Annotated in this window: 26 protein-coding genes and 2 pseudogenes; 21 read left to right on the forward strand and 7 right to left on the reverse strand. The window is 51.8% G+C overall.

The features are described from left to right. Window positions 1–153: 153 nt before the first annotated feature. The gene (locus J5224_RS02820) at window positions 154–1,206 is read right to left on the reverse strand and encodes a DUF3800 domain-containing protein (RefSeq protein WP_264623914.1); all 1,053 of its coding nucleotides are present in this window, start codon (window positions 1,204–1,206) and stop codon (window positions 154–156) included. 274 nt (window positions 1,207–1,480) lie between these two features. On the opposite strand from J5224_RS02820, the gene J5224_RS02825 reads away from it, so the two are divergent. The 10 genes from J5224_RS02825 (at window position 1,481) to J5224_RS02870 (ending at window position 10,341) form a co-directional block, all read left to right on the forward strand. After that, window positions 1,481–2,383: a bacteriophage abortive infection AbiH family protein gene (locus J5224_RS02825; RefSeq protein WP_264623915.1), complete on the forward strand. Its 903-nt coding sequence runs from the start codon at window positions 1,481–1,483 to the stop codon at window positions 2,381–2,383. A gap of 307 nt (window positions 2,384–2,690) precedes the next feature. Further along, complete coding sequence (locus tag J5224_RS02830; RefSeq protein WP_264623916.1) at window positions 2,691–3,071, forward strand: RAQPRD family integrative conjugative element protein; 381 nt, start codon at window positions 2,691–2,693, stop codon at window positions 3,069–3,071. Further along, complete coding sequence (locus tag J5224_RS02835; protein WP_264623917.1) at window positions 3,068–3,301, forward strand: TIGR03758 family integrating conjugative element protein; 234 nt, start codon at window positions 3,068–3,070, stop codon at window positions 3,299–3,301. Before J5224_RS02830 ends, J5224_RS02835 begins: the two co-directional genes overlap by 4 nt. 18 nt (window positions 3,302–3,319) lie before the next feature. Continuing rightward, window positions 3,320–3,679, forward strand: coding sequence for a TIGR03745 family integrating conjugative element membrane protein (locus J5224_RS02840; RefSeq protein ID WP_264623918.1), 360 nt, complete (start codon window positions 3,320–3,322; stop codon window positions 3,677–3,679). A gap of 12 nt (window positions 3,680–3,691) precedes the next feature. Continuing rightward, window positions 3,692–4,090 carry a TIGR03750 family conjugal transfer protein gene (locus J5224_RS02845; RefSeq protein WP_264623919.1) on the forward strand — a complete coding sequence of 133 codons (399 nt, stop codon included), beginning with the start codon at window positions 3,692–3,694 and terminating at the stop codon, window positions 4,088–4,090. Continuing rightward, the gene (locus tag J5224_RS02850) at window positions 4,087–4,767 is read left to right on the forward strand and encodes a PFL_4703 family integrating conjugative element protein (RefSeq protein ID WP_264623920.1); all 681 of its coding nucleotides are present in this window, start codon (window positions 4,087–4,089) and stop codon (window positions 4,765–4,767) included. Before J5224_RS02845 ends, J5224_RS02850 begins: the two co-directional genes overlap by 4 nt. Then, the gene (locus J5224_RS02855) at window positions 4,764–5,666 is read left to right on the forward strand and encodes a TIGR03749 family integrating conjugative element protein (protein WP_264623921.1); all 903 of its coding nucleotides are present in this window, start codon (window positions 4,764–4,766) and stop codon (window positions 5,664–5,666) included. The genes J5224_RS02850 and J5224_RS02855 overlap by 4 nt, the downstream gene beginning before the upstream one ends. Next, window positions 5,656–7,062 (forward strand): TIGR03752 family integrating conjugative element protein, encoded by a 1,407-nt coding sequence (locus J5224_RS02860; RefSeq protein WP_264623922.1) that lies wholly within the window; start codon window positions 5,656–5,658, stop codon window positions 7,060–7,062. The genes J5224_RS02855 and J5224_RS02860 overlap by 11 nt, the downstream gene beginning before the upstream one ends. Then, complete coding sequence (locus J5224_RS02865) at window positions 7,043–7,480, forward strand: TIGR03751 family conjugal transfer lipoprotein (RefSeq protein WP_264623923.1); 438 nt, start codon at window positions 7,043–7,045, stop codon at window positions 7,478–7,480. The genes J5224_RS02860 and J5224_RS02865 overlap by 20 nt, the downstream gene beginning before the upstream one ends. Next, on the forward strand, window positions 7,480–10,341 hold the full coding sequence (locus J5224_RS02870) for a conjugative transfer ATPase (RefSeq protein ID WP_264623924.1): 2,862 nt from the start codon (window positions 7,480–7,482) through the stop codon (window positions 10,339–10,341). The genes J5224_RS02865 and J5224_RS02870 overlap by 1 nt, the downstream gene beginning before the upstream one ends. Here the strand turns inward: J5224_RS02870 and J5224_RS02875 are convergent. Together J5224_RS02875 and J5224_RS02880 are read right to left on the reverse strand one after the other, a co-directional pair. Next, window positions 10,325–11,344 (reverse strand): nucleotidyl transferase AbiEii/AbiGii toxin family protein, encoded by a 1,020-nt coding sequence (locus tag J5224_RS02875; protein WP_264623925.1) that lies wholly within the window; start codon window positions 11,342–11,344, stop codon window positions 10,325–10,327. The genes J5224_RS02870 and J5224_RS02875 overlap by 17 nt on opposite strands. After that, a complete protein-coding gene (locus J5224_RS02880; RefSeq protein WP_264623926.1) occupies window positions 11,337–11,948 on the reverse strand; it encodes a DUF6088 family protein in 612 nt (203 codons plus the stop codon). Before J5224_RS02880 ends, J5224_RS02875 begins: the two co-directional genes overlap by 8 nt. Window positions 11,949–12,124: 176 nt before the next feature. Here J5224_RS02880 and J5224_RS02885 point away from each other — a divergent pair, with 176 nt between their 5' ends. The 5 genes from J5224_RS02885 to J5224_RS02905 are packed head-to-tail and all read left to right on the forward strand — an operon-like array spanning window position 12,125 to window position 16,775. Further along, window positions 12,125–12,559 carry a TIGR03757 family integrating conjugative element protein gene (locus J5224_RS02885; protein WP_413544637.1) on the forward strand — a complete coding sequence of 145 codons (435 nt, stop codon included), beginning with the start codon at window positions 12,125–12,127 and terminating at the stop codon, window positions 12,557–12,559. Then, window positions 12,556–13,491 (forward strand): TIGR03756 family integrating conjugative element protein, encoded by a 936-nt coding sequence (locus J5224_RS02890; RefSeq protein ID WP_264623927.1) that lies wholly within the window; start codon window positions 12,556–12,558, stop codon window positions 13,489–13,491. The genes J5224_RS02885 and J5224_RS02890 overlap by 4 nt, the downstream gene beginning before the upstream one ends. A 10-nt stretch (window positions 13,492–13,501) precedes the next feature. Next, window positions 13,502–14,899 carry an integrating conjugative element protein gene (locus J5224_RS02895; protein WP_264624066.1) on the forward strand — a complete coding sequence of 466 codons (1,398 nt, stop codon included), beginning with the start codon at window positions 13,502–13,504 and terminating at the stop codon, window positions 14,897–14,899. Beyond that, entirely contained in the window at window positions 14,896–15,246 is a 351-nt protein-coding gene (locus J5224_RS02900) for a hypothetical protein (protein WP_264623928.1), read from the forward strand. Before J5224_RS02895 ends, J5224_RS02900 begins: the two co-directional genes overlap by 4 nt. A gap of 11 nt (window positions 15,247–15,257) precedes the next feature. Further along, window positions 15,258–16,775 (forward strand): conjugal transfer protein TraG N-terminal domain-containing protein, encoded by a 1,518-nt coding sequence (locus J5224_RS02905; protein ID WP_264623929.1) that lies wholly within the window; start codon window positions 15,258–15,260, stop codon window positions 16,773–16,775. A gap of 13 nt (window positions 16,776–16,788) precedes the next feature. On the opposite strand, the gene J5224_RS02910 is transcribed toward J5224_RS02905, so the two are convergent. Together J5224_RS02910 and J5224_RS02915 are read right to left on the reverse strand one after the other, a co-directional pair. Continuing rightward, entirely contained in the window at window positions 16,789–17,163 is a 375-nt protein-coding gene (locus J5224_RS02910; protein ID WP_319802416.1) for a DUF3742 family protein, read from the reverse strand. Between the two features lie 203 nt (window positions 17,164–17,366). Beyond that, on the reverse strand, window positions 17,367–18,335 hold the full coding sequence (locus J5224_RS02915) for a hypothetical protein (RefSeq protein WP_264623931.1): 969 nt from the start codon (window positions 18,333–18,335) through the stop codon (window positions 17,367–17,369). Window positions 18,336–18,640: 305 nt separating this feature from the next. Here J5224_RS02915 and mobH point away from each other — a divergent pair, with 305 nt between their 5' ends. The 3 genes and pseudogenes from mobH to J5224_RS02925 form a co-directional block, all read left to right on the forward strand. Further along, window positions 18,641–20,434, forward strand: coding sequence for a MobH family relaxase (gene mobH / locus J5224_RS02920; RefSeq protein ID WP_264623932.1), 1,794 nt, complete (start codon window positions 18,641–18,643; stop codon window positions 20,432–20,434). Between the two features lie 144 nt (window positions 20,435–20,578). After that, window positions 20,579–20,695 (forward strand): annotated as a pseudogene (locus tag J5224_RS35755) (IS3 family transposase); the annotation flags it as partial. Between the two features lie 27 nt (window positions 20,696–20,722). Beyond that, window positions 20,723–20,963, forward strand: a pseudogene (locus J5224_RS02925) (IS3 family transposase); the annotation flags it as partial. 13 nt (window positions 20,964–20,976) lie between these two features. Here the strand turns inward: J5224_RS02925 and J5224_RS02930 are convergent. Beyond that, on the reverse strand, window positions 20,977–21,174 hold the full coding sequence (locus J5224_RS02930) for a hypothetical protein (protein WP_264623933.1): 198 nt from the start codon (window positions 21,172–21,174) through the stop codon (window positions 20,977–20,979). Between the two features lie 370 nt (window positions 21,175–21,544). Here J5224_RS02930 and J5224_RS02935 point away from each other — a divergent pair, with 370 nt between their 5' ends. The 3 genes from J5224_RS02935 (at window position 21,545) to J5224_RS02945 (ending at window position 23,443) form a co-directional block, all read left to right on the forward strand. Further along, on the forward strand, window positions 21,545–21,736 hold the full coding sequence (locus J5224_RS02935; RefSeq protein ID WP_264623934.1) for a YlcI/YnfO family protein: 192 nt from the start codon (window positions 21,545–21,547) through the stop codon (window positions 21,734–21,736). Window positions 21,737–22,201: 465 nt separating this feature from the next. Then, the gene (locus J5224_RS02940; RefSeq protein ID WP_264623935.1) at window positions 22,202–22,351 is read left to right on the forward strand and encodes a hypothetical protein; all 150 of its coding nucleotides are present in this window, start codon (window positions 22,202–22,204) and stop codon (window positions 22,349–22,351) included. A gap of 72 nt (window positions 22,352–22,423) precedes the next feature. Continuing rightward, complete coding sequence (locus tag J5224_RS02945; protein ID WP_264623936.1) at window positions 22,424–23,443, forward strand: hypothetical protein; 1,020 nt, start codon at window positions 22,424–22,426, stop codon at window positions 23,441–23,443. A gap of 280 nt (window positions 23,444–23,723) precedes the next feature. Here J5224_RS02945 and J5224_RS02950 read toward each other — a convergent pair whose 3' ends face one another. Further along, window positions 23,724–25,415 (reverse strand): hypothetical protein, encoded by a 1,692-nt coding sequence (locus J5224_RS02950; RefSeq protein ID WP_264623937.1) that lies wholly within the window; start codon window positions 25,413–25,415, stop codon window positions 23,724–23,726. Window positions 25,416–25,588: the final 173 nt, after the last annotated feature.

The raw sequence follows: 25,588 nt of genomic DNA on the forward strand, positions 1-25,588 counted from the left end.
AATCAATATCAACTCTGCTCCCATTATCTATGCCGCACAAAGCAAACCATGATGGTAGATCACTCTTGCATAACCGAGTCCCGATGTAGAACATTTTTCATGTCATGCAAGATGCAGGCATCATGCTGACCTATTCACCGCAAACACATCCTGTCACTTGTGAAAATGGGATGCGAAATAATCAATAACCTCCGACGCCTGTGTCCCTTGACGGAATCTCTTCTGTTCATCAAAATCGATTGAGGGCAACATGTGAATAAGTTGATGCTCCGCATATAGGGCCAAGACGGCCTGAGCATCCAACCCCCCATTGCGTCTCTGTCCCGTGAGCGTGTTAGCCGCCTCAATGGCGGCACCGATCATCACATCGGCCAATTGCACGGCTGGGCTACTCTTCGAGTCCACCTGCGTCACGGACTGCAATTTGAGTGGAAAAGTGATGCTTGTAATCTCAGTCTCGCGAAAAGTGATTGACTCGTCGTGATCAATATAACGCTGTAAGAGATCGTGGTAAGTAAGTAAATTCTTGGATTGGTCATGTTCAACACGATAGGCACCATCAGCTATGACTTCCATACGACTAATTAGTGACTGCAGCACAACCATCGCAGCATCGGTGCTGACTCCTGGCGAGGCGATCGCTTCTAAGCACTCGGGGGCTGCATATTTGGCCAACGGGCCAAGAGCTTCTGGTAAATTTTGCCAGTGAGTGTTGCGAGCAGCCTGCACCAAATCACCAAGTGACTGCAACGATTTCTCTTTGACAGCATGTTGGAATGAAACCTGCAGTTCATTGAAGGCTTCACGGCCGAAAAGCGTGGGGCCAGCCGTGTACAGCAGTGACGCAAGTGAGTAGTTCTGGCCATTAACGTAGAAGTTTTGTCCTCGCTCGTAGTAGAAAGGTTCCACTGCGTAGTCCAAAAACATCAGCAGCAAAAGGTAGCGCTTGTTGCAGACGTAAGTTATACATTTGTAATGTGTTAGCAGATCTTTTTGCAAAGCAAGCAAACGAGGATGATTAGTTGAGCGACGAGCAAGAGAGCGATACTTGAGTTCATCGGCCTGGAGCTTGGGAAAGTGTTCGCGAATCAATCGACGCGCATCGGCATCCTCGATCGCTATAGCTGTCGCACCTTGAAAAGGTTGCTCTGCGTTCAAGAGGTCGAAACCAGTATAGCCACTTTCATCAATACGGAAGCATTCCATTCAATCTCTCCAAAAAAGTCGACGCCATTCCCAGAAAAAGTGAAAATCTCCATCCTCTGGATGGTACTTTGAATAATTCTTCAAGATAGCATCAATTATGGATTTCTCTCGAAATCCCGAATATTGATAATAATATTTAGATAAAACTCTCTGCCAAAATATAGGCACTTAGAGACCTTCTATGATATTAATACTTCCCGCAAAGCTATCTAAGATATTAAAAATCAGATAACCGTTATTTCCCCTCAACACAAAATGCCCTACCGGAGGCAAAATGCCACCTACCACACTCTACATCATCGGCAACGGTTTTGATCTCTGGCATGGTATCCCATCCACCTTCGGACACTTCAAAGATTACGTACAAAACGTGGACAGCGACGTCTACCGTGAAGTGGAGGAATACCTCCCAGCCGGAGAAAACTGGAGCGAATTGGAACAAGCACTGTCTATGCTGGACGCGGACATGCTGCTCGACAACCTCGGCCATTTCATGACGTCTTATAACGCCGAAGATTGGAGCGATTCAGGACATCACGATTTCCAATACGAGGTAAAGAATGTCGTCGATAGGCTATCGAAGGAACTACAAGCACATTTCGCAGACTGGGTTCGTACGCTCCACATTCCCACACACGATAACGTTCCCAGTGTGCTGTCACGTATGGATCAGCAAGCGCTGTTTCTGAACTTCAACTACACCAGCACGCTGATCGGTGTTTATGGTGTTTCCCCTCAGTGCATCCTATTCATCCATGGCTGCGCTGCACAACCGGACGAAGTGCTGATTCTCGGGCATGCCTGGAATCCATCGGCACGCAGGTCGCTAAACGATCGCCATGATATTTCAGGGATAGACACGCGATTAATGGAAGCTAACGACATAATCGACAACTATTTCTCGCTCACCTTCAAGCACTCTGCCGAACTTATCACTCAACACGCCTCTTTCTTCAAGTCCCTAGTCGCCGTAGAACAAGTGATCGTGCTAGGTCATTCTCTATCGGATGTCGATGCCGCGTACTTCCAAGCGCTACTCGCACAACCCGGTGTGGCCCAAGCTCAATGGACGATTGCAGTACGCGATCTGAATGAGTGGCCTGATAAACAGTCGTTGCTGGCGGCGCTAGATCTACCACTAAACAACGCAAAACCAGTTCTCTGGCAAGATCTTTAGCCCCACAATCTCGGATCAATAGCCTCGACAACCTCACCAAGGTAGTCGAGGCATAGATCTAATTACCTATCCCTCCTTACCTTCATCATCGTCTTACACTCGGTATTCGACTATGGCAAATCAGCGATGCCATTCCTGATTTGACAACGAGAGAGATAGTACTTAAAGGCTGTACCAAACCGTGAACTGTATGTAAAAGAGCCTTCCCCCATCAATTCGGTAACTGCGCAGTTCCGATTGTTTGCAGTTTTGCAGCACGCATTCCACCAACATAACGCCATTACTCAATAAACCGAGGAATGGAGCAATGGTTCTCCCAACCCAGCTTCGCGCTGTACGCCGCAGCGCGCCCATTTTTCTCTCCGCAGCCCTAATGCTCGGCAGTTCGTTCTCTGCCCATGCCGACACACCGGCGCAGAGCCAGGATCTTGCTGCTGCACTAAGGCAACTCGACGCATTGGAACGCCTCGTCGTGCAGAGCGCATCCAGAACCCCCGCAGAGCTAGGCGAACGCTATTACTTCGACTACCCAAGGTTACGCGATGACCTTGATCGTATACGCATCGGTATCCAGTCTCATCTCACGCCATCCCGCGCCCAGCCACGGGACCCTGCCGAGTTGAAAGGTAACTACCGCCAGGAATCGACAGCAGAACACAGCAACATTTCCCTGAAGGACCAGCCATGACTGCCGAACAAATTAACGCCTTCCAAGCTAATAGCGGTATCGCACCTGCAACCATGTCCACCGTTCTGATCGGCGTCGTATTCGCAGTGCTGCTGCTTTGGGGTTCATGGGCCATCCGCACCGCTTATTTTGGTTGGGCCGAGAACAAACTCAACCAGCGTCAGTTCCTCAGCGTCATGGTGCGCTTTCTTACGATGTACCTCGTGCTGACGTTTTTCCTCCTCTCATAACCAGAAAGGATCAGTACCATGAAGCACCACCTCTATTTCACTCGTCTCGTTCAGCGTGCCGCGCTGGTTTTGAGCCTAACCACCTTGCCTGCACTGTCGTTCGCCCAAGGATTGCCGCAACTGGAAAACCCGTCTCGGGGCACCGGTGGCGGCATCATGGAAACCATCCGCAATTACGGCTACGACATCGTGCTGCTGGTGGCGTTGCTGGTGGTCGCTAGCATGTTCATCGGGGTGAGCTACCACGCCTATGGCACCTACGCCGAAATCCACAACGGCAAGAAAACCTGGGGCCAATTCGGCCTGACAGTCGCCGTTGGGGCGGTGCTGCTGGTGGTCGGCATCTGGCTGCTCACTGAAGCCACTGGCATTTTGTAAGAGGGACTGGACATGTCAGAGCATCCACATGTCCGCACGGACAGCACAATCACGTTCCTGCCACATCGTCTTAATCGACATCCAGTGGTGGTACGCGGCCTGACGGCTGATGAGTTGTGGATCTGCTGCAGCCTGTCCGGTAGCGCTGGGCTGCTCATCGGCGTGCCGCTGTCCTGGTTGCTTTCAACCATCGCTCTGGCACCGACCTGCATTGTGCTGGGCATCGCCTGCGGCGTGTTCATCGGTGGCGGCTTCCTGCGACGACAGAAACGCGGCCGGCCTGATACCTGGCTGTATCGTCAGTTGCAATGGCACATCACAATTCGCTATCCGCTGCTCGCTAGCTGGGTCGGTGGGCACCGGCTAATAACACGCACTGGTTTCTGGTCAAACCAGAGGGCGATACGATGAGCCGATTCAAGAACGAAGTCGCGCATCTGCAAGCACACATCAAGACCCTTCGCATCGGTGCCAGCGCATTACTGCTGGTGACTCTGGTAATGGGTGCCGGTTGGTGGAGCGCACCGCGTGATCTGACGATCCATGTCCCCCCCGATCTGCGCTCGGGGAGTTCCCGGGTCTGGTGGGAGGTGCCCCCCGAATCGGTCTACGCCTTCACCTTTTATGTGTTCCAGCAACTCAACCGCTGGCCGACGAACGGAGAAGAGGACTACACACGCAACCTTCATGCGTTATCACCGTATTTCACCCCGGCATGCCGCGCCTTTCTGCAGTCAGACTACGACTATCGCCGCAGCACGGGCGAACTTCGGCAACGTGTACGCGGCGTCTACGAAATCCCCGGTCGCGGCTATGGCGATAATCCTACAACGCGGGTACGCGTGGTCTCTGACCGCGATTGGGTCGTCACACTCGATCTCAGCGCCGACGAGTACCACGGCCCAGAGCAGGTCAAACGCGCTCTGGTGCGCTATCCAGTGAAAGTGACGCGTGCAGATATCGATCCAGCCCGTAACCCGTTCGGCCTCATGCTCGACTGCTATGACGGTGCCCCGCAGCGCATCGCACCTCTGGCACAGGATGCACCCAATCGTGGCGGCCTGGGCACACAAGGAGAATCCCCATGAAGCATCATCGTCTCCGTCTCATCTGGCTAGTGCTGATAGCCTTGGTACAGGCTCCTGCGCTCCATGCCGTGGAAATCCTGCTTTGGGAGCGACTGCCACTTGCCGTGCCACTTTCTGTTGGGCAGGAACGCATTGTGTTCGTAGATCGCAATGTCCGTGTCGGCATCCCGGCCAGCATCGGCGACCGTCTGCGTGTACAGAGCGCAGGTGGAGCCATCTACCTGCGTGCCAGCGAGCCTATCGACCCCACCCGATTGCAGTTGCAGGACGCCGACAGCGGTGCGCTGATCCTGCTCGACATTGCGGCCACACCAGCCAAAGACGGCGAGCCAGCACTTGAACCGATACGCATCGTTGAGGGTCATGCCACCCCACCCCGCTATGGTCAGCCGCCAGACAACGCAACCCCCGCCCCCACAACAAACCAGGCCAGACCCGCGCAACGTGAAACACCTGTGGCCGTGGTACTCACACGTTACGCCGCACAAAGCTTGTACGCACCATTACGCACCCTAGAGTCTGTACCCGGCATAATGCGCATCAGCTTGCGCCGCGACCTGCCATTGGATACGCTGCTGCCGACACTGCCTGTAGAGGCCAAAGCGCTGGCTTCATGGCGATTGGAAGATCAGTGGGTCACTGCCGTGCGACTGGCCCATACAGGCAATGGCTGGGTTGAACTCGATCCACGCGCACTGCAAGGTGATTTCCTCACCGCCACTTTCCAACATACGGCGCTCGGCCCACGCGGCTCCCCCGAAGACACCACGGTGCTGTATCTGGTTACCCGCAAGCACGGACTGCCGCAGTCGCTACTGCCCGCCATCCAACGCTTTGATCCTGCCATGCACGTGCCTGCCACCACGCCCCCGACAACGGAGGTACACCATGCGCAGTAACGGTCTGTTGAAATGGCTTATGATCCCCGTCGCACTGCTGGTCCTGTTTGTTGGCATCCGCCTGTTCTCTGGTGGCGGCACACAGTCCCCTGTCACGGCAGAGACGGGCAGCCAGCTCACCCCAGAAGAAATGAAGGCGTTGGGCATCGAAGGAGACACGCCACGCGATACTGTCGCGACGCTGGTGGCCCAGGTTCGGCAATTACGCACTGAGCTACAAACCGCCACCACCGACAACCGGGCACAACGAGAAGAAAACCAGCGTCTGCGTCAACGTGAAAGTGCCATTGACCAGCGTATCAGTACCACACTGGAATCCGAGCGGGCCAGCCTTCGCCGCGACCAGGAGCAACTCAACAACGAGCGCCAACAAACTGAGGGCCTGCTGGCAGATTTGCAACGGCGACTGGACAGTATCGGCAACGCCGGTCACGGTGACCTGCCAGTCGGCCTTGGCCTGCGAGACGGGGATGCTGAAGGATTCAGCGACGAGACCACGATTCGCTGGGTAGAGCCTGACGATGCCAGACAGGCTGATGCCCGTTATGGCAACGCTGCGCTGAACTTTCCGACACGTTTCGGGCCCGCCCAGAAGACGCTGGACACCACGGTCGAAAGCGTCACCAGTGCCAGCACAAACGCGACCGGAGCCAACCCCGCCAGAGCCGTCTACACCGTACCCACCAATTCAACACTGATGGGTTCAGTCGCGATGACAGCCTTGATTGGCCGCGTCCCGATCGATGGCACCGTCAATGACCCCTACCCTTTCAAAGTCTTGGTCGGCCCCGACAACCTGACGGCCAACGGCATCAATATCCCCGATGTGGCTGGCGCTGTGTTCAGTGGCACCACGTCCGGCGACTGGACGCTCTCATGCGTCAGGGGACAGGTACGCTCAATCACCTTCGTTTTCCACGACGGCACCATCCGCACTATTCCGGAAGACAGCGAACGCAGTAATCAGCAAAGCAATGACCAGAACGGTCTCGGGTGGATCAGTGACCCCTACGGTATCCCGTGCGTGTCCGGCGAGCGCCGCAGCAATGCCCAGCAGTATCTCGGTACACAAGCTTTGATCACCGCAGCAGGCGCAGGTGCGGCATCGCTCATCGATTCGGACAATGGTCAGATGTCCTACGCCGGTGCCGACGGCTCCATCGGCACCGTGGGCTTCAGCAGCAACGAGGCTGTGGGCCACATTCTTGCCGGCGGCGTACGTGACATGTCGGACTGGGTCAACAAACTCTATGGTCAGGCCTTCGCAGCAGTCTATGTGAAGCCCGGCGCACACGTCGCCGTTCACCTCGAAAAACCGCTCGCCATTGACTACGACACCGAAGGCCGCAAGGTCGACCATCGTACAGGAGAAAGCCATGCGCTCGAACTGGACTAAACCGCTGACAATCATGCTATCCGTGACCGTATTGACCGGCTGCGCCACGAGCAAGGAAGACTTGTTACCCCATGGGGGTCGCACCATGCAGGACATATGGCAGCAAGAAAGCGGCAATGGAGGTCGAGTGGGACAGATGGCCTATCGCCAACTGCTCGATGCCCGTCAGAGCTTGCGCCGTCCACTTAGCCATGCGGATGGGCAAGCTGCTCCTGCAGAACAGGCACACTACACGCGTACCGCCGCCAATGAAGTACGCAGCCAGTTTCTGCGGCTGCCCAACCCCGACCTGCTGATGTACGTGTTCCCGCATCTGGCGGGGACGGACCCGGTTCCTGTACCCGGTTACACCACCATCTTCCCCCTCTACCAGCGTGTGCAATACGCGATGCCGGGCGAACGTACGGAGGATTACTGATGGTCTGGTCGCCTCCCTGGCGCAAGCCCTCTGTGCCGACCAAAGGCGAACAGCCGGACGACTGGCAGCGCCACATCGATACACTACAGCAGGCAGGTATTCCCGAACCCGGTACCAGCGTAAGGGGGAGCCGTCCCGCCACCCAGGCCGATGAGCAGGCCTTGTACGAGGTTGCCCCGTCGTTTGTCGCGTTGCTGCCCTGGGTTGAATATTTGCCCGAATCACAAAGTATGCTGCTGGAAGATGGTGTCTCAGTCGCCGCCTTCTTTGAACTGACCCCGCTGGGTACAGAAGGCCGCGAACCTGTCTGGCTGGCTCAGGCACGGAATGCGCTGGAAAACGCGCTGCAGGACAGCTTTGACGAGCTCGACGACAATCCCTGGGTACTGCAACTCTACGCTCAGGACGAGACCAACTTTGATCAGTATCTGCAGACCCTCAAGGGCTACATCCAGCCACGTGCGCAGAGCTCACGCTTCACCGAATTCTATCTGCATTCGATGGCCCATCACCTGCGCGCAGTAGCAAAGCCGGGAGGCCTGTTCGAGGATACGACGGTCACGCGTCTGCCCTGGCGAGGGCAAACTCGACGGGTACGCATGGTCGTCTATCGCCGCACCGCAGGCAGCACGACGCGACGTGGTCTGATGCCCGAGCAAGCGTTGAACGTGGCTTGTGATCGCCTGAGCGGTGGTCTGGCCAACGCAGGTATCCGCGTACAGCGTCTGGACGCATCGCACATCCACAACTGGCTGCTGCGCTGGTTCAACCCACGTCCCACGCTGCTGGGCCCCAGTGCCGAAGACCGCGAACGCTTCTACCAGTTGACCGCCTACCCGGACACCCACGACGTCAACGAAATCGAGCTGGCCTCTGGGTGCGATTTCAGCCAGAGACTGTTCTTCGGCCAGCCACGTTCAGATACGGCACGGGGCGAGTGGCACTTTGACGGCATGCCGCATCGGGTTATGACGACCGATCGCCTGCGCACTCCGCCCAGTGTGGGTCATATGACAGGCGAGAATCGCAAAGGCGACGCAATCAATACCTTGTTCGACCAGATGCCGGAAAACACGATAATGTGTCTGACACTGGTTGCCACACCACAGGACGTACTCGAAGCACACCTGAATCATCTGGCAAAGAAATCTGTTGGCGAGACGCTGGCGTCCGAACAAACCCTGGCGGATGTGCAAGAGGCGCGCTCACTGATCGGTAGTTCCCACAAACTCTACCGTGCCAGCCTGGCCTTTTACCTGCGTGGTAGGGATGAAGAAGAACTCGACAGCCGGGGGCTGCAACTGGCCAACGTGATGCTGGGCGCAGGCCTGCAGCCTGTACGCGAAGAGGACGAGGCCGCCCCGCTCAACACCTATCTGTGCTGGCTGCCATGTATGTACAACCCAGCCCAGGACCGCAAACAGTGGTACACACAACTGATGTTCGCCCAGCATGTGGCCAACCTCTCACCGACCTGGGGACGTAGCCGGGGTACAGGTCACCCGGGAATCACTGTCTTCAATCGAGGTGGAGGACTGATCACGTTCGACCCCTTCAACCGCCTGGATCGGCAGATGAACGCGCACCTTTTCCTGTTCGGCCCTACGGGGTCGGGCAAGAGCGCCACCCTCAACAACCTGCTTAATCAGGTCACAGCCATTTATCGTCCACGGATCTTCATTGTGGAGGCTGGCAATTCCTTCGGGCTTTTCTGCGAGTTCGCCCGGCGTTTAGGGCTGACCGTCAACCATGTCAAGCTCGCTCCAGGAGCTGGCGTCAGTCTCGCACCGTTCGCCGACGCCCGCCGACTCATTGAAGCTCCGAGTGATGTACAAACACTCGATGCCGATGAACTGGATGACAAGCCACAGAACAAGGAAACTGAGGCTGACGAACAGCGTGATGTGCTGGGCGAACTGGAGATCACGGCACGCCTGATGATCACGGGGGGTGAAGACAAGGAAGAAGCCCGCATGACACGGGCTGACCGCTCGTTGATCCGCCAATGTATTCTGGACGCCGCTCAGCGCTGCGTCGCTGCCAACCGTACCGTACTGACCCGCGATGTGCGCGATGCGCTGCGTGAGCGTGGTCATGACACTACGCTGCCAGAAATCCGGCGTGCCCGTTTGCTGGAGATGGCCGACGCGATGGATATGTTCTGCCAGGGCAGCGACGGAGAAATGTTTGACCGCGACGGTACCCCTTGGCCTGAGGCCGATATCACCCTGGTCGACCTGGCGACCTATGCACGCGAAGGCTACAACGCACAACTGTCGATCGCCTACATCTCGCTGATCAATACCGTCAACAACATCGCCGAGCGCGACCAGTTCCTGGGCCGCCCTATCCTCAACGTGACGGACGAAGGCCATATCATCACCAAAAACCCCTTGCTCTCGCCCTACGTCGTGAAGGTCACGAAAATGTGGCGCAAACTTGGGGCATGGTTCTGGCTCGCAACGCAGAACATCGACGATCTGCCAAAGGCCGCAGAACCGATGCTCAACATGATCGAGTGGTGGATTTGCCTGTCGATGCCGCCCGACGAAGTCGAGAAAATCGCACGATTCAGGGAACTGACACCCGCGCAGAAAGCGCTGATGCTGTCCGCACGCAAAGAATCCGGCAAGTTCACCGAAGGCGTCATCCTCTCCAAGAGCCTGGAGGTGCTATTTCGTGCCGTACCGCCCAGCCTCTATCTCGCCCTGGCACAGACCGAGCCCGAGGAAAAAGCCGAACGCTACCAACTGATGCAGCAGTTCGGCATTAGCGAGCTGGATGCCGCGTTCAAAGTGACCGAAATGATTGATCATGCGCGTGGTATACACGCTATGGAACAGCTCAGTGTTTCTGATTGATCTGCTTTTCCAAGCTGGTCAGCCGTTCAACAATGTCAGCAAACGACAGGATTTCACCATAGAACATCTGGGCGTTCAGCATCGCCTGATAATCCTGCCTCAACGCATCAAGCAGCGCTGCATCCGGAATCAGCCTCAGTTCTCCCGTCAAACAGCGATCGTAATGGCTGAAGCCGCTACGAAAGAAGGTTTCTTTGATGTTCAGTACATCCCGCAACAGCGCAATATCACCCAAAGCCTGGCGACCGATATCATGGTCAGCAAGCCGCGCCAAATCGTACCAATGCCGCGACAGCCGCTCAGCGCTACCACGCAGTTCCGGGCGGTTGCATTCAACATGAATGAGCGTTGCCTTCTCCCAAAAGGTACGCATCGGCGACAGTACGGCAACTTGCGCTGTTGGAAATACCAAGTCCGGCACATAGGCGGCAATGTCCGGCACGATGGTCAGCACATCCTGGGGAAAGGTCGCATTCCTACCGCCGAACTCGATCAACACGCTGGGCCGCAGATAGGGATCGGTGTTCTCCACTGCACTGGGGTAATAGAGCCTGAGTTCTTCTGCATTATCACTGATTTCAATCGTGATTTCGTGATTTGGAAGACTCTGTAGCAATGTCGCACGTAGTGCCGGCACCAGTTCCCCGTTGACATGCGCAGCCAAGGTATCCCTGAGCGTGTCAGACAGTTTGCGGCGCTTGCTCCCAGAAAGTGTGGCCAACTCGGGCACATCCGACACAAGGCTTTGATAATCAATGGTGACATCGATGTCTTCGGAGAAACGTTCGATCGCCTGATAGACCTTCGACAGAGACGTCCCTCCTTTGAAGGCCATCGGCTTGCAGCAGGGTAATGCAAAGAGTACGCCCAGTATCTGGCACAACCAGATGTCTTTTTCCAGAATTTCAGCGCGACGCCCCAGCGCCGGTGCCAGACCATTCAATAGCTCGGCCTGCTCAACGGGCGTCAGATCAAAATAGGATAAAACTGACGTATCAGACATGTGTCGCCTCACTGTGTTCGTAACCACTCAATGCTTCCAGCATCCATGCAGGCATCGACGCCTTGGCGGAACACAAAGCCTGAAATTCAGCAGGAGCCAACTTTTGTGCGATTCGCCGAAATGTACCGGACGTGACCTGATGACGCCCCAGATACCAGAGCGCCGACAACGCCTGACCTGCGGGTCGACCAGCCAATACCAGTTTGCGTGAGGCGACATGTTGCAAGCGGACCGTCATTTTTCCTAGCCGGACAGCACGGGACGAACCACTGGTATAGAACACCGCCTGCGCAGGCATCTGCGTAGAGAAGCCGAAACGCCGTGCGGCCTCGGCACCATGGATCTCAATCGTCGCCCCTTCCGCATCAGCCAGTATATGTGCTATCTGCTCAGGTGCGGGCAACGTCTTGATGCCAAAGCGGCCCACCTTGGGTACGACATACAAACCATGGCCGATGCGCTCAATACTGCCAGCCTTGTTAAGCCGCATCAGTGCCTGATCAATAGCCGCACGTGACCCCAACCCGGCAAAAAGAGCAGGCGTGAAAGGTTCACCTGCCAACTGGGCAGCGATACGTTCTCGAATGGCTTGGGATGTACTCATGACGGCCTCCTTTTATTAGATATTATATAAAAAAATCTAACACGTCGCAATGTGAGCAAGTATGACCTAACGCTGATTCATTCAAAAACCGGAGATCATCGCTTGCCGATTGTTCGTCGTTTCCTGAGGCAAGTTGGAGTGGACTACCACCATGAACAATTTCATGGTGTGCCAATATGCTGGATCCTGTTTCAACCTCTTCATTCTGGTGGCATACGCTTGCCATCGTCATGCTGACTGCACTGTTGAGTCCGCTGGCACAGGCCGCAGACGTACTTGTCGTCACCGACACACGGCACCCAGTTCAGAACTTGGGCAATACCCGGCTCATCGAACTGGATAGCCTCTCACGCATTGAGGCCGAGCTGGCAAACCACCTTCCCCAAGACCCGGCACGCGCCGCAGTCATCATGCAGCAACGCCTGAAAGCAGGCGGCGCAGCCCTGCAACAACGTATCGGAGCAGCATACCAAAGGGTTGTCGATGCCTGGAGTTTGGGCATTACCACCATTCCGGCCGTCATCGTCGATCAACGCTATGTGGTTTATGGCGAACCTGACGTCGCCAAAGCAGTGGCGCGAATCAACACATACAGGAGGGCTCAGCCATGAGACTCCCCCGCCGTCAGCGCGTCAGCCTTGCCACAGTTTTGCTTACGGCAGCCAGTTCCTCATTCGCCCTCAACACCACAGCTATCATCTCCTCATCGTTATCCCCTGATTGCCTGGAATACCGGGTCACTGGGATCTGCTACTGGCTGCTTTGCACCAAGTTCGGATGTACGGTTCGTACCTCCGTCAAAGTCAGGCACTACGTACCCGACGCCGTGGTATCGAGTTATAGCAACACAGGCGAAAACCCGTGGGTTGAAGTGCGCGCCATGAGTATGCCCAACACCACGGCCCGGGGGGGTGGTGACGGCACCAGCAACCATGGCAACGAGAACAACCTATCCAAGTTCCGCAACGCAGACGTGATCGGCCACCCCGGCGGCCAAGCATTCAGTCAGTTTGTCTCATCTTCAGGCTATATCTGCGATGGTGCTGGCACCGCCTTCATGCCATACCTGTTGAGCACACTCGATACCATCGCATGGCGCTACAACATTCCCGAAGCGGTGTATCCCGAGGCACTGATCCCCGGTATGCGTGAGATAGGCGCACGCACCACGCGGAACCTGTGGGGCAGCGTCTACCCACGCGGCGGTTTCCTGCACCAGGTGGACAGCCACAGGGCCAGCGCTGTGGTTGCCCAGCGAGCAGGCGATATTGTGACACGTAGGGGACAACTGCACATATACCAGCCCCTGCTCGCTAACACACGCGACGGTTACTGGCCGGCAGGCGCACTGATGGAAAACGATGCATCAACCGGAAAATGGCAAGAATTGACCCCTCGTCCATCCTCTTCCTGCACGGTCTTCCCACACACCGGAACACTCACTCAGGCCCGGCAAGACAACTACGCCTGGGCACTATGGCGACCCTATAGCTGCTGTCAGCGACGCGGCCAGACCTTTCTCGGCAGCGTGGATTTCAACTGAGGACATGATGATGAAACGTCTCGATCCGAAAGCGTTTTCAATTATTGCGCCGCGTCTGTGGCAACCCACACTATTGGTTGCTGCACTGACACTGAGCAGTGATCTGGCTCTGGCACAGAACAGAGGCTTCCAGAACAGCGGAGCCGTCATTGGTGATGAAGTGATGTATTCCATCGGTGGCGGTAACGCCGTATCGATGAGCGGTGCGGCAGGCATGCGCTCGATTGGTGTCGGTGTGGGCTGGAACAGCAACCTGATATGTGGCGACATGAACATCAGTACGACGATCCAGAATCAGCTTAATGGGCTAAGCAGCGGCTTCCAAAACATCATGGGTAACGTGATCCAAAGCGCCACCAGCGCCGTCGCCTCGTTGCCCGCACTGATCATCCAGCGAGCCGATCCAGGACTCTACAACCTTCTGACCAATGGCGTCCTGCAAGCCCGACTCGACTTTGATCGCTCCAAACTCACCTGCCGAGCGATGGCTGATAAAATGGCAGAAACCGCAGGCGGCCAGCTAGGCTGGAGCCAAATAGCCGAAGGCATGGCGTTGCGTCAGTCAATCACCAGCAGCGACGCCGTTTCAGCCATTGAACGGGCCGAAAACAACCGAGGCAACAACGGCGTACCGTGGGTTGGTGGCAGCAATGCCGGTGGTGCAGGTCAGCGCTCAATCAAGGTCGTCGGTGACGTGATCCGCGCAGGTTACAACCTGGTCAATGGCCGTGGGGTAACCGACTCTGCCCCTATCGACCCGGAAAATTGCCAAAGCCTGTCCTGTCAGACGTGGGCATCCCCCCAACAAGCCATCGACTTTGCCACTCGTGTGCTGGGCGAGCAGGAACAACGTACCTGCGAAGGCTGCACCAAGACCGAGACCGTGCCAGGCGTCGGGCTGACCCCGGTCATCCAGGACGAATACGACACCAAGCTAGAAGTCCTGCTGGAACTGGTGAGGGGAACCCGCAATACCACGTTCGAGAACCTTCGCGAAGCAGGCAGTGCCTCGCTACCCATCACCCGTAGCGTCATCGAGGCACTGCGTGACGAACCGGATCAAGACTTTCTGGCACGACGCCTGGCCTCCGAAGTCGCGCTAGCATCGGTACTGGAAAAAGCCCTGCTGCTGCAACGTACACTGTTGACCGGCAAGAAAGAGCCAAACGTCGCCGTCAACCAATTGGCAGTCGCCGCCGTCGATCGGGAAAGTAACTCGCTTGACCGCGAGATCCTTAATCTCAAAACCGAGCTTGAACTGCGCCGCGAGCTTGCCAACAACTCGCCGATGACCATCATCCAGCGCCACGGCGCACGCGCAGCCGGCTCACGCGGCATTTATGAAGGTGATCCCGTACCTAACCGTCTTCACCGGTTGCAGCATTCCAGTCCCGGAAGCGCACCATGAGTCTTGCCCGGCTGCGATCACACCGTCTGTCTCGTTGGCATACCGTCAGAGTCATCCTGTGGACGGTCGCGTTGCTGATGATTACCGCAACAGCGAACGTTATGGGCATCCACTTCGCTGGCAGTATCGTTGGCTGGAAACACTGGCTGGCCGACGCGGCCAACTATTTTCTGTTGTGGCGCCTGTGCCTGTACGGTGCCACCGTTTATGGCTGGCTGTGGATGCGCTGCCGCCTGTTCCTGCACGATACCAGCACTGACGCCCGGCGCAGGCTGATTCGTGCCGAGATTTCCGGTATCGCCACATTGCTGACACTGGAATTCAGCCTCTTGGTGCAGGACGTATAGGGGATATGACCATGACGCTTTTCACCACCGATTATCTGGAGTATTACCTGACCCTGGTGAGCTGGGTCGTCCACAACGGCATTTGGGCAGTATTGGTTTCCAGCGGTGTGTTCGTCCTCCCCTTCGTGGCCATCATCATCGACGAATGGTTGAGATCCCGTACCGAGGGTGCTGACGAAAGCAACAAGGGCGTCCTGTCTTCAATGCGCATTGAAAACCGGGTATGGGTAGCGATCGTGGTGGTGATGTTCGCCGGTATTCCGTTCATTGATGTTGACCTCAACACAATCAGGTACGATCAGGCGCGTTCGGCACAGTGCCAGATCAGCGTGCCACAGCCCGAAGACACAGGCTGGTCACAAACCTTCAGCACCCTCAACAACCAGAGTGCAAAAGTGCCAGTATGGTGGGCCTTCATGCATGCGCTCTCACGCGCGCTCACTGGAGCCTCGGTGGCGGCTATCCCATGCGGCACTGACCTGCGACAAATGCGGATGGAGATCAATGCCACCCGTATTGACGATCCCCTGCTGGCTCAGGAAGTCGCGGACTTTACCCACGACTGCTACGGCCCTGCACGCGCCAAACTGTTCATGAATCGTCCTGATCTTGATGAAGCACAAATGCACGACGTGACCTGGATCGGCTCGACCTATTTTGTCAGCACCGGAGGCTTCTATGACACCTACCGCGCCAAGACACCACGTGATGGCTGGGCTTACGACAGCACTCGTGACGCTGGGCTGGCTCAGGTGCCAAGCGGGGCGGGCTACCCCAGTTGCCGCCAGTGGTGGAGCGATGGTGGCAACGGCTTGCGTGCGCGCCTGCTGGCACAGGTCGACCCCAGCCTACTTAGTCGCATCGCCAACTGGGCAGGATTCATCAACCGTGCAGAGGTGGATGACTCGGTGATCAGGGCGCTTGCTTCCCCCCGCCAGCAGAAACTCAACCAAAGCAGTGTCTACACCGATTATGGCGGTCAAATCGACAAAACCTTACCGAATATCGTCACGCGCGCTACTGGTGACATCGGTATGACTATTGGAGCAATCGCCGCATTTCCGGCCTTGGACGTCATGCGTCAGGCACTGCCGATGGTGCTTGCACTACTGAAGATGGCACTGGTGATCTGTATCCCTCTGGTACTTCTGGTAGGCACCTACGACCTAAAGACAGTTGTAACGATCAGCATCGTGCAGTTTGCACTGTTCTTTGTGGACTTTTGGTTTCAATTGGCACGCTGGATTGACAGCACCATTCTGGATGCGCTTTACGGGTGGGGTTGGGGCTGGAATCGTCCACACAGCAATTTTGCTCCGCTTATGGGCATAAACAATACCTTCGGCGACATGTTGCTGAACTTCGTCATGGGCGCGATGTTCCTGGTGCTCCCGGCATTCTGGATCGGTGCGCTAACCTGGGCTGGCGTTCGGGCAGGGACGATTGCAAATAGCTTTGCTGCAGGTACAAAAGATGCCGGTAATGCTGGTGGGAAAGGAGCTGGTACAGTCGCTAAAAAACTCAGGTAGGGTTTAAGCTGAATCAATCATCATCGCGATACATCTCGTGAGATGTATCATTATGCAGATTAGGATCGTATCCTGGCATTTCGCGAAGCCCATCCAACGTCGCAGGTAAGCCCAATTCAAAATCATCTTCTGACGTGCTTTGTCCAACGGGCCAACGGGCAACAACAGCAAACACCATCAACAATGCCAACCAAAAGGAGAAATACGCCAGTACGCCAAGCGCAACCAGTTTAATTGCCCACAAAAGCGCGAAGGCTGCAATCCATGGTAGTCCCTTGGATGCCAACCATTGCAGTACCTTACGCTCACGATGCACATAACCACGCCAGCCTCTGCCAAGCCAACGGCCGAAGCGTTCTGCAATACTATTATGGCTCGCGCTATTCATGGTCATCATTTGTCTGCATTATCCGTTTGTATCAAAAGTCCACCTCACAGCGATTGATACGCGATGTTGTTACGGAAATCATCCTTGTCTACTTAGCTAAGGGCAGAAATACCATACATCGAATATTTAACTGCCAGAGATCGGCTGTCCCGCTTATTACTCTAACAGTGCGGTTTTAAACCATCAGGAACAATGTTTGCCAATCACCATCCTGCTGGAAATGCTTGTGCTGGTTTGTAGTCGCATCGCATCCGCATAAATTCCTTTGGAACATTTACCGAGGCTTCAAAGAAAGTGGCAAAGTCAAAGTCTTCCAATGGATATGGAGCCACCAGCACGGCGTCCTGAGCATTTCCAAGAAAAACCACTGGCCGATCCATTGGAATATTGGCGCATTGATGCGATTTATTAAAATCCAGCGCATGAGCCAGCAGATAGACTTTTTCAGACACACGAGTATCGTTCAATTGATCGCTGGGCCATAACCACCCATGATAAAGAAGGACAGATGAAACAAACACGCAAAGAGTAGGGTAAAAAAATGACAGTTCTGAATCTCTACGATCAACCTTATTCTTGAGCCAAACACCCAGAAAGAAAATATTCACCAAAAACATAATCACAACCACAACGATTATAAACGGCAAAAGCAATTTGAATACCATAAGACCGGTAGTAAACAACAGGGTAATAGGTAAAGCCGACGCATCAACATAAAACACAGCATTGACATAAATGCCTGCCTGACCACGTGCATAGATCACCAGCCCCGACAGTACAATTGATAGCAAAACCTTCGTGACAGTAAAACGCCATAGAGAACTCACCAGGGACGATCGTTCCAGCGATACACCAACGAAAATGGCACACAAAGCAACTCCCCATAGCCGGAATGACAGAGTATGTTCCCGTAGCCAATCGATATCACTTCCCGCTGAGCGAGTTATCGCCAGTAACACGCCAATGAAACCAATCACACAAAGGGCCACCTCAAGATTACGCTGTGACTCTTCTTGTTCATATTGACATGTAAACCTCCATTTCACTAAATCGTTATAAATACCCCTCACATAGTATTTCAGGGAGCGATTTGCTTGCCGTGACAGATCCAATTCTGAGCCTGTCAATTCCTGTCTGATACTGCTGATATCGCGTTCAATTTCCTTCGTCATTTTTATTTCCATTCAACATCACGAAACAGCTCCTCTCCCAAAGCAAGAACTGTTATTGATTCAGGCCAAAATAGTTACATGGCGACGCACCTGCAACACCTTCGTATTGCCATACAGCCATCTATTTCCCAGCACAAAAAGGATCCATCCTTGCCGTATTGATACTCGATAATACGGATAAGTAGCGCTATATCAAAAGGGTTCAACAAGGGTAAAGCCGATAAAGGGCAATGGAATGGGGTCAAGGGGAAAGGCTCTATCTGCAAAAGGAAAAGGCATGTTTACCCCGCACTTGAGGCACCACAATGTTTACTCTGTTCCAGCGAAAAAAGCCCACGCTACCCCAGTCTGATCCTGTCATGCCAGAAAAAGGGCTACTCCAACCAGAACCCGCTGCGTCCTTGTTGGCCACGCCTCGTAGACAGAAGCTGCTGGAACACATCTGGCAGCGCACCTCACTCTCTCGCAAACAATTCGCTACACTTTACCGCAAACCATTGGAGCGCTACGCAGAGCTGGTACAGTTGTTTCCCGCCTCGGAAACGCATCATCACGCTTACCATGGTGGGATGCTCGATCACGGACTTGAGATCGTCTCCTTTGCACTGAAACTACGGCAGTCCCACCTGCTGCCGGCGGGCGCACCTCCGGAAGATCAAGCCGCTCAATCAGAAGCCTGGACTGCGGCCATCGCTTATGCAGCCCTGCTCCACGACATCGGCAAGATTGCCGTTGATCTGCACATCGAGCACGAGGATGGCAGCCTATGGCACCCCTGGCATGGGCCGCTGAAACAGCCCTACCGCTTTCGCTACCGGGATGACCGTGAATACCGCCTGCATGGAGCCGCCACTGGCTTGCTCCACCGACAAATACTCGATAATAACATCTTCGATTGGCTCAGCAGCTACCCTGCCCTCTGGACTTCGCTGCTGTATGTGCTTGCAGGCCAATACGAACACGCCGGTATGCTGGGAGAGCTCGTTATCCAGGCTGATCGCGCTTCGGTGGCTCAGGAACTGGGCGGAAATCCCAACCGCGTCGTCCTGGCGGCCCCCAAGCAGGCGCTACAGCGCAAGCTACTCGACGGGTTGCGTTACCTGCTCAAGGAGGAACTGAAAATCAACCAGCCCCAGGCTTCGGATGGATGGCTGACCGAGGATACGCTTTGGCTGGTCAGTAAGACCGTCTCTGACAAACTGCGTGCCCATCTGCTGGCGCAGGGGATCGAAGGCATTCCATCCAATAACACGGCTGTGTTCAACGTGTTGCAGGAGCATGGCGTGTTGCAGCCGACTCTGGATGGCAAGGCCATCTGGAAAGCCACCATCAGCAGTGCATCCGGCTGGTCACACAGTTTCACATTGTTGAAGCTCTCACCGGCATTGATCTGGGAAGCATCCGAGCGTCCAGCCCCCTTTACAGGAACGGTGACGATCGATACCAGCTCCCTCGATAGCAACAACGCGATGCCCCCCGTTCGCCCAGAACCCGATTTTGCAACAGTACAGTTCCACACTGCATCACACGATCTCTTGGAAGACATGCTTACAATGCTGATGCCAGCAGAAGTACCCTGCACAGTTGCATCCTCCTGTACGTCGAGTGCGGCGCAGCAAACCTCCGCACAACCTAATAATAGGGATGAGCCTATACCGGCACAGGCCTTGGGTACGCCATCCCAACCTGAGTCTGCCAAACAGCTTTCGAGTGAACACTTCATGGTCTGGCTGAGGGAAGGTGTTCAATCACGTAAGCTCATCATCAACGACGCAAAAGCGATGGTGCATACCGTGAACGATTCGGTCTATCTTGTTAGTCCAGGGATTTTCCAGCGCTATGCGCAAGAGCATCCACTAATTGCCACCCAAGCGAAACAAGAGGGATTACAAGGTTGGCAGTGGGTTCAAAAGCGCTTCGAGAAGCATCAAGTGCACCGAAAACAACCCAGCGGCCTGAACATCTGGACATGCCAAGTAACAGGGCCAAGAAAGACTCGGCGGTTGCACGGCTACTTGCTCACAGAGCCATCGTGCATATTCGCGGATCAGCCGCCAAATAATCCATACTTAAAGCTTCTTGAGAATGAGTCCGTTTAATCATGGAATCCCGCCCCCCCTGCACATGCGCATGTTTTCAAAGACGCATCTGACTCATTTCAGTCAATATCTGATCCCCAACCAGAGACATTTACCGTTGAACGTGCGCCTAAGCATATCCAACCTGACCAGACCACGAATTGGTCGGCACACAGTCTTTATAAACGGGTCCGTTCCGTCAAACCAGGTAACAGTGAGCATCAGGCTCAAGATCTACTGGATGCCAGAACGGAAATCCTCAGGCTAAACGCTCAGCATAAACACATTGGGAAAAGCGAAGCATTCCGATGTCTAGCCAATAACCTATCACCTAGCATGGGCCTCAGTAAGAATTGCTGGGAGCGTCAATGCTGTAGCAGAATCGTTTTTCAGTTCGCTAAAAAGAATCGCACTAGAAGTGCGGGAATATAAACCCGAGACATGGTCCGGGTTTATATTCGATTACATTGAAGAGCTCTATAACCGGGCCCGGCGACACAGCCATTTGGGTGGTGTCAGCCCTGATGTCATCGAAAAGACTTCGCAGTGAGGAAAGAATATATCTACTGGTGTGGGGTCAGTTCAGCGTTATCCCCTTCCTGCTCCAACTGAAGCATCTGTTGCAGACACTCAATCCGTTCCTGCAACATGAACATCAGAATATCCCTGGCCTCAGCCTTATCTAACTCGACGACGGCATACGCCAGCGTGCGACACTGATCGATAACTTCTTCTAACGCCAATGGATAGTCATCAAACACATTGCACCCCCTTAGCCACACACAGGCAGGAAAAATCCATAGTGGTGAAAGCCCTATGAAGGAGAGATCTAAAAACAACGCGGCTGGAGATGCAAAACACCGTAGGTAGCGGACGTTGTGGCACCGGAAAGTAGTACTGAAATTTGGGGCGAGTTTGGGTAGACTGTAAAGCAGCCATCATGTTACCTCCGTTAACATTGTGGTCAGAGATCCGGTATGTGTTGCTGCACTTATCGGATCTCGCTTGATAGCGCCGACGCTATCAAGGTGTGCGCACAGAATAACCATTAGTGTGCGCACACGTCAAGTACTTTACTCTGTATTGCGCACTGCAGATACGGGATGGATTTCGCCTTTTACGGAATTTGCGATGGCCACTGGCAACCACAACAACAAATCGACAAAAAAGGGAATTCGCTTCCCACATGAGTTAATCGACGAGATCAACGCCAGCGTCGCACGGGAGAAAATAAACAACCCAGATGCCAACTTTTCAGCTTGGATCTTAGAAACCTGCAAAGCTCGGTTGGAAAAAGAGAAAAGCGACAGGTCAAAAACCTGATTGGGATAGTTCATCTGTATCCTGATCAACAATCGCGTATCACTAACCAAAAATGAACTCTCAGGGTGCTAATGACTATAGTTCACTCAGGCTGTGTGAAAACACGGACCAAAAACTGAAGTACGTGCGTAAATGTAAAATCTGAAATTGATCGGCTGAACTAGTAGAGCTAGATTTTACGTATGAGCACGGTTTTCAGTCCTATTCTTGGTAAAGTTAGCGACCAAAAAGTTTTCACACAGCCTGCGCTCACAGCGGACATGGCAGCCCGCAGGACTGGCCGTTTCGTGCCAAAAACGAAAAAAGCATACGCTAAAGTAAAAATAGGAATTAAACCTGTGAGAAGTTAAACGTCTATCAAGTAACAAGAGTGATTTAGAACTATAAAGAAATTTCTTTATACAGAGTAAGAAACTATTTAATATGTTTAGTTGATTAGATTTAGGAGTGAGTAATATATACTATATGGCTAAGCAAATTATGTTAATGGAACTAAAAAATGAAAACTTCGATGAGTTAATCGGTGATTCACACAAATATATATATCCTAGACTTCAGAGAGAGAAGGCTAATGATTTTCAAAAATTGACTATTGAACAAGCAGAGAAAGCGTGAGGAATTAACTAATACATCAAGATTTACTTGAAACAAATAACATATAAACTCACAATCAACGGTAGATGAAAAATGTTAGACTTAGAATATGCTGTAACTGAACCTTTTTTAAATTACCATTTATTTCATGAGGGCTTAAATACGAAGGTTAAGGTTTTAACCTCATCACTTAATCATGTTATTGAATATTTATTGACGCCAGGCAATGAAAATAAAATGAATGAGCTCATTAAGAAAACTGATAAATCCTGGCAATTTCCGCCGAGTTTTTCACTTCCAAGTCCTCCAGTCGATGAATCAAACTTAAAAAATAAAACATCATCAAAAAGACAAGATAAGGAAGATGATAGTAGTGAATTTCATTATCAATTAAAAAAAGAATTAGCGCAAAAGATGCTGTATTGGTATGTAAGTGAAATGGCTATATTTGGCAGTTTTTCAGCTTTGGATGATTGTATTGTCGATATTGACTCTTGGTTTTCAAGCTGGGCAATGTTTAATAACACTCAAGATAAAAAATCGGAATCAACCAGTGGTAATAAAATTGTAAAATTATATGATTCGCACGGGTGGGATATGAAAAGCATAAAGACGTATCTTCCGATCTATGAGTATTTTTCAGCAGTTAGAAATTCAATAGCTCACAGGCAATCCAAAGCATCTCATAAGTTATCAGAGATATCAAAATCCCAAGAATTAAAAGAGTCAGTGGAGAGAAACTTCCCAAGAGGCAAACCATTAAGTGAATTCGAATATAATGAAGATATATTTATTTCTCCAAAAACGTCGCTGCTATGCTCTCACATAATAAGATTGATTTTCGAAGACATTAATAAATACATCATAAAAAAAATGGGCATTGAAGGTATCATCTACATGTCATGCAAACTTGCATTTGAACCATCATCTTACAATGAAAACAAAGTTGTTCACTTAGCTAAAAATAGATTAAACGAAATCGTTAGTGGTCGATATCATGTTGTTATAAAAGGTGAGGATGAAGCCGTTAAGGTTGCTGAGTCACTAGGCATTTGGCGTGATTGCGCTAAATTTCATGCGAACAATATGAGGAAATTAGATCCTAAATTCTAACCTTATAGCGTCAAGAAATAATTTATATGTTAGAGTTTCCTTGGCGCTATTGCGATAATGTTTTATTGGCCTATCCCGCGCAGATTAACACAGGGCGATGCTAAAAGCCGCCCTTTATAGTCATAACAGTCTCGTACTTCTGTTTTTCGCTCAAAACTACCTGTCAAAGTGGTTCAGCTCTACCACAGCTCAGAGGTACGAAAAATCACATTAACGTACAATAGTTTTCGGTATCCAAACCGACCCCTAATAGCTATAAGCCCCTCATGGGGGCTTACACTTACGCTTTCACCAGATAGTATTCTTTTGCTCCTTCAACCAGCTCTGCTACCTGTAAACCTGCATTGCCTTCGCTGGCCTGGTCTACATCAACTGTATTAACCTGAAGGTTCACTATATCCAGCAAATGCCAGTGATACTGGTTATCAAGGATAGCCAGCTTGTCAGTTCTGGTTATGGTGTAAGTTCCATCAAGGGTAAATGAATAGACACTAAAGCGCTTGAAGCAATTGTTATAAATTAGAGATATTAGCGACTCACGGAAGTTAATCACTCCATCCTGCTTAAATGCTTCTCTTACAGCTTCCTTCTTCAAAATACCATTCTCGATCATATGATACACATTGAAGAGTTCATATGTGTAAGTCATAGCTCTATAAGTCATTTGAGCGTTTTCGATTTGTTCAGGCGTAAACGGGATTGCCTGGCGCTCTTTTGGCTCTCTATAACGTTGATGATTTACTACATATACAGATTTGAATTTTCTCTGTACCGTTTTACCTTTATCTTCACCTCTTCTACGCAACTCTATTTTTGAAACTTGTGAACATTCTGAATCTTTTGAAGTTCCTCCAATACCTTTAACTTCCATTAAAAAATGAAGGCCGTCGTATTCAAAGTTGAGATCTTCTTCAAAGAGCTTTTGCGTAGTATCTTCTTGTTTTATTTTTTCATCAGGATTTACAATATCAGTAAAACCAATATATTCTAGGAACCACTTCACAGAATAAACAAGTTCATCCCCCGTTTCTTTCAGTATGTTCCTTAACTTAACATTCTTATCTTTATTATGAATGCTTTCGTATTCTTGTTTCAATAATGCTATTGTTTCTTCATGCCTCTTTAATTCATTTTCAACATCAATTATTTTATTTCTTTCTTCTATAGAGATATATGATGGATTGCTGATCCATGAGAAGCAACCATTTTCGGGGAATAATATTTTGAAGTCTGGATGCTCTGGAAACACCTTATCAAATAGCTCCAATAAAAATCCCTTTTTATCATCAATAGAAGGTAAAAAGATAATTGATTTATTATCTATAAACCTCATCATTGCTACGCTTTCACCCGCCTCATTTGTAAGCAAAGGAGTGTCATAGCCTCGTAAATTGGTGAATACTAATTTATATGAAGAGTTGGCTATATATTTTGAGAGGCAGTTTTTAATTTCTTTTTCTTTATCACCCTTCGCTAACAATATTCTTTTTCCAATTCTATGTGCTAAACTCAATGGTTGGAAAAAAGGATACGTGTTAGTGTCTATTGGGTCATTTGTTTCTCCATTATATTTAAGTTGATATGATTCATTATCTAAACTTTCACAGAAAACCACAATAATTTGTTTTCTATGATTTTGGAATATATTACGAACTACAAAATACATATCAAGAGGTAAGTAGTTTACCCTTGAAGGCGGATATCTATAGTGGACGCTTACTGGGCTATTATTAGCTTCAATATGATGATTAGTTGGTAAAGTGTCTATAACAACGATTTCCGCCTCGTGGAGATCACCTGGAAAATCATTGGCATAATCAATCTCTATTGAACTGAAGTTTGTATTTATTTCCTCGGAACCATTTAGCCAATAATGATGCGCATTAAATTTGTTATCCTGTAATTTCTCTTCAACGTCTAACGTTGTGTTCAATAAATAAATAAGAGGCTTTTCATTGCTTGCGTGTGTCATTCTAAACTATCCTTATTTGTCATTACATTAAAATATCAAATTAACGGTTAAAACTCACCAGTTTTCACCTAAAGTAGTGCTAGGGGTTGAAGCCCAATCGTACGAAAGTGTACGTTAAGCGCGTTTTTTGAGCAGGTTGGCGAGTGAAGAAAGCGAGAATTTTTTTAGCTTTG

It is taken from the genome of Candidatus Symbiopectobacterium sp. NZEC135 (assembly GCF_025962695.1).

Bases quoted from the DNA above. Each gene is read 5' to 3' on its own strand.
- J5224_RS02820 (WP_264623914.1), bottom strand. From the start codon at position 1,206: ATGGAATGCTTCCGTATTGATGAAAGTGGCTATACTGGTTTCGACCTC.
- J5224_RS02825 (WP_264623915.1), top strand. From the start codon at position 1,481: ATGCCACCTACCACACTCTACATCATCGGCAACGGTTTTGATCTCTGG.
- J5224_RS02830 (WP_264623916.1), top strand. From the start codon at position 2,691: ATGGTTCTCCCAACCCAGCTTCGCGCTGTACGCCGCAGCGCGCCCATT.
- J5224_RS02835 (WP_264623917.1), top strand. From the start codon at position 3,068: ATGACTGCCGAACAAATTAACGCCTTCCAAGCTAATAGCGGTATCGCA.
- J5224_RS02840 (WP_264623918.1), top strand. From the start codon at position 3,320: ATGAAGCACCACCTCTATTTCACTCGTCTCGTTCAGCGTGCCGCGCTG.
- J5224_RS02845 (WP_264623919.1), top strand. From the start codon at position 3,692: ATGTCAGAGCATCCACATGTCCGCACGGACAGCACAATCACGTTCCTG.
- J5224_RS02850 (WP_264623920.1), top strand. From the start codon at position 4,087: ATGAGCCGATTCAAGAACGAAGTCGCGCATCTGCAAGCACACATCAAG.
- J5224_RS02855 (WP_264623921.1), top strand. From the start codon at position 4,764: ATGAAGCATCATCGTCTCCGTCTCATCTGGCTAGTGCTGATAGCCTTG.
- J5224_RS02860 (WP_264623922.1), top strand. From the start codon at position 5,656: ATGCGCAGTAACGGTCTGTTGAAATGGCTTATGATCCCCGTCGCACTG.
- J5224_RS02865 (WP_264623923.1), top strand. From the start codon at position 7,043: ATGCGCTCGAACTGGACTAAACCGCTGACAATCATGCTATCCGTGACC.
- J5224_RS02870 (WP_264623924.1), top strand. From the start codon at position 7,480: ATGGTCTGGTCGCCTCCCTGGCGCAAGCCCTCTGTGCCGACCAAAGGC.
- J5224_RS02875 (WP_264623925.1), bottom strand. From the start codon at position 11,344: ATGTCTGATACGTCAGTTTTATCCTATTTTGATCTGACGCCCGTTGAG.
- J5224_RS02880 (WP_264623926.1), bottom strand. From the start codon at position 11,948: ATGAGTACATCCCAAGCCATTCGAGAACGTATCGCTGCCCAGTTGGCA.
- J5224_RS02885 (WP_413544637.1), top strand. From the start codon at position 12,125: ATGCTGGATCCTGTTTCAACCTCTTCATTCTGGTGGCATACGCTTGCC.
- J5224_RS02890 (WP_264623927.1), top strand. From the start codon at position 12,556: ATGAGACTCCCCCGCCGTCAGCGCGTCAGCCTTGCCACAGTTTTGCTT.
- J5224_RS02895 (WP_264624066.1), top strand. From the start codon at position 13,502: ATGAAACGTCTCGATCCGAAAGCGTTTTCAATTATTGCGCCGCGTCTG.
- J5224_RS02900 (WP_264623928.1), top strand. From the start codon at position 14,896: ATGAGTCTTGCCCGGCTGCGATCACACCGTCTGTCTCGTTGGCATACC.
- J5224_RS02905 (WP_264623929.1), top strand. From the start codon at position 15,258: ATGACGCTTTTCACCACCGATTATCTGGAGTATTACCTGACCCTGGTG.
- J5224_RS02910 (WP_319802416.1), bottom strand. From the start codon at position 17,163: ATGAATAGCGCGAGCCATAATAGTATTGCAGAACGCTTCGGCCGTTGG.
- J5224_RS02915 (WP_264623931.1), bottom strand. From the start codon at position 18,335: ATGACGAAGGAAATTGAACGCGATATCAGCAGTATCAGACAGGAATTG.
- mobH (WP_264623932.1), top strand. From the start codon at position 18,641: ATGTTTACTCTGTTCCAGCGAAAAAAGCCCACGCTACCCCAGTCTGAT.
- J5224_RS02935 (WP_264623934.1), top strand. From the start codon at position 21,545: ATGGCCACTGGCAACCACAACAACAAATCGACAAAAAAGGGAATTCGC.
- J5224_RS02940 (WP_264623935.1), top strand. From the start codon at position 22,202: ATGGCTAAGCAAATTATGTTAATGGAACTAAAAAATGAAAACTTCGAT.
- J5224_RS02945 (WP_264623936.1), top strand. From the start codon at position 22,424: ATGTTAGACTTAGAATATGCTGTAACTGAACCTTTTTTAAATTACCAT.
- J5224_RS02950 (WP_264623937.1), bottom strand. From the start codon at position 25,415: ATGACACACGCAAGCAATGAAAAGCCTCTTATTTATTTATTGAACACA.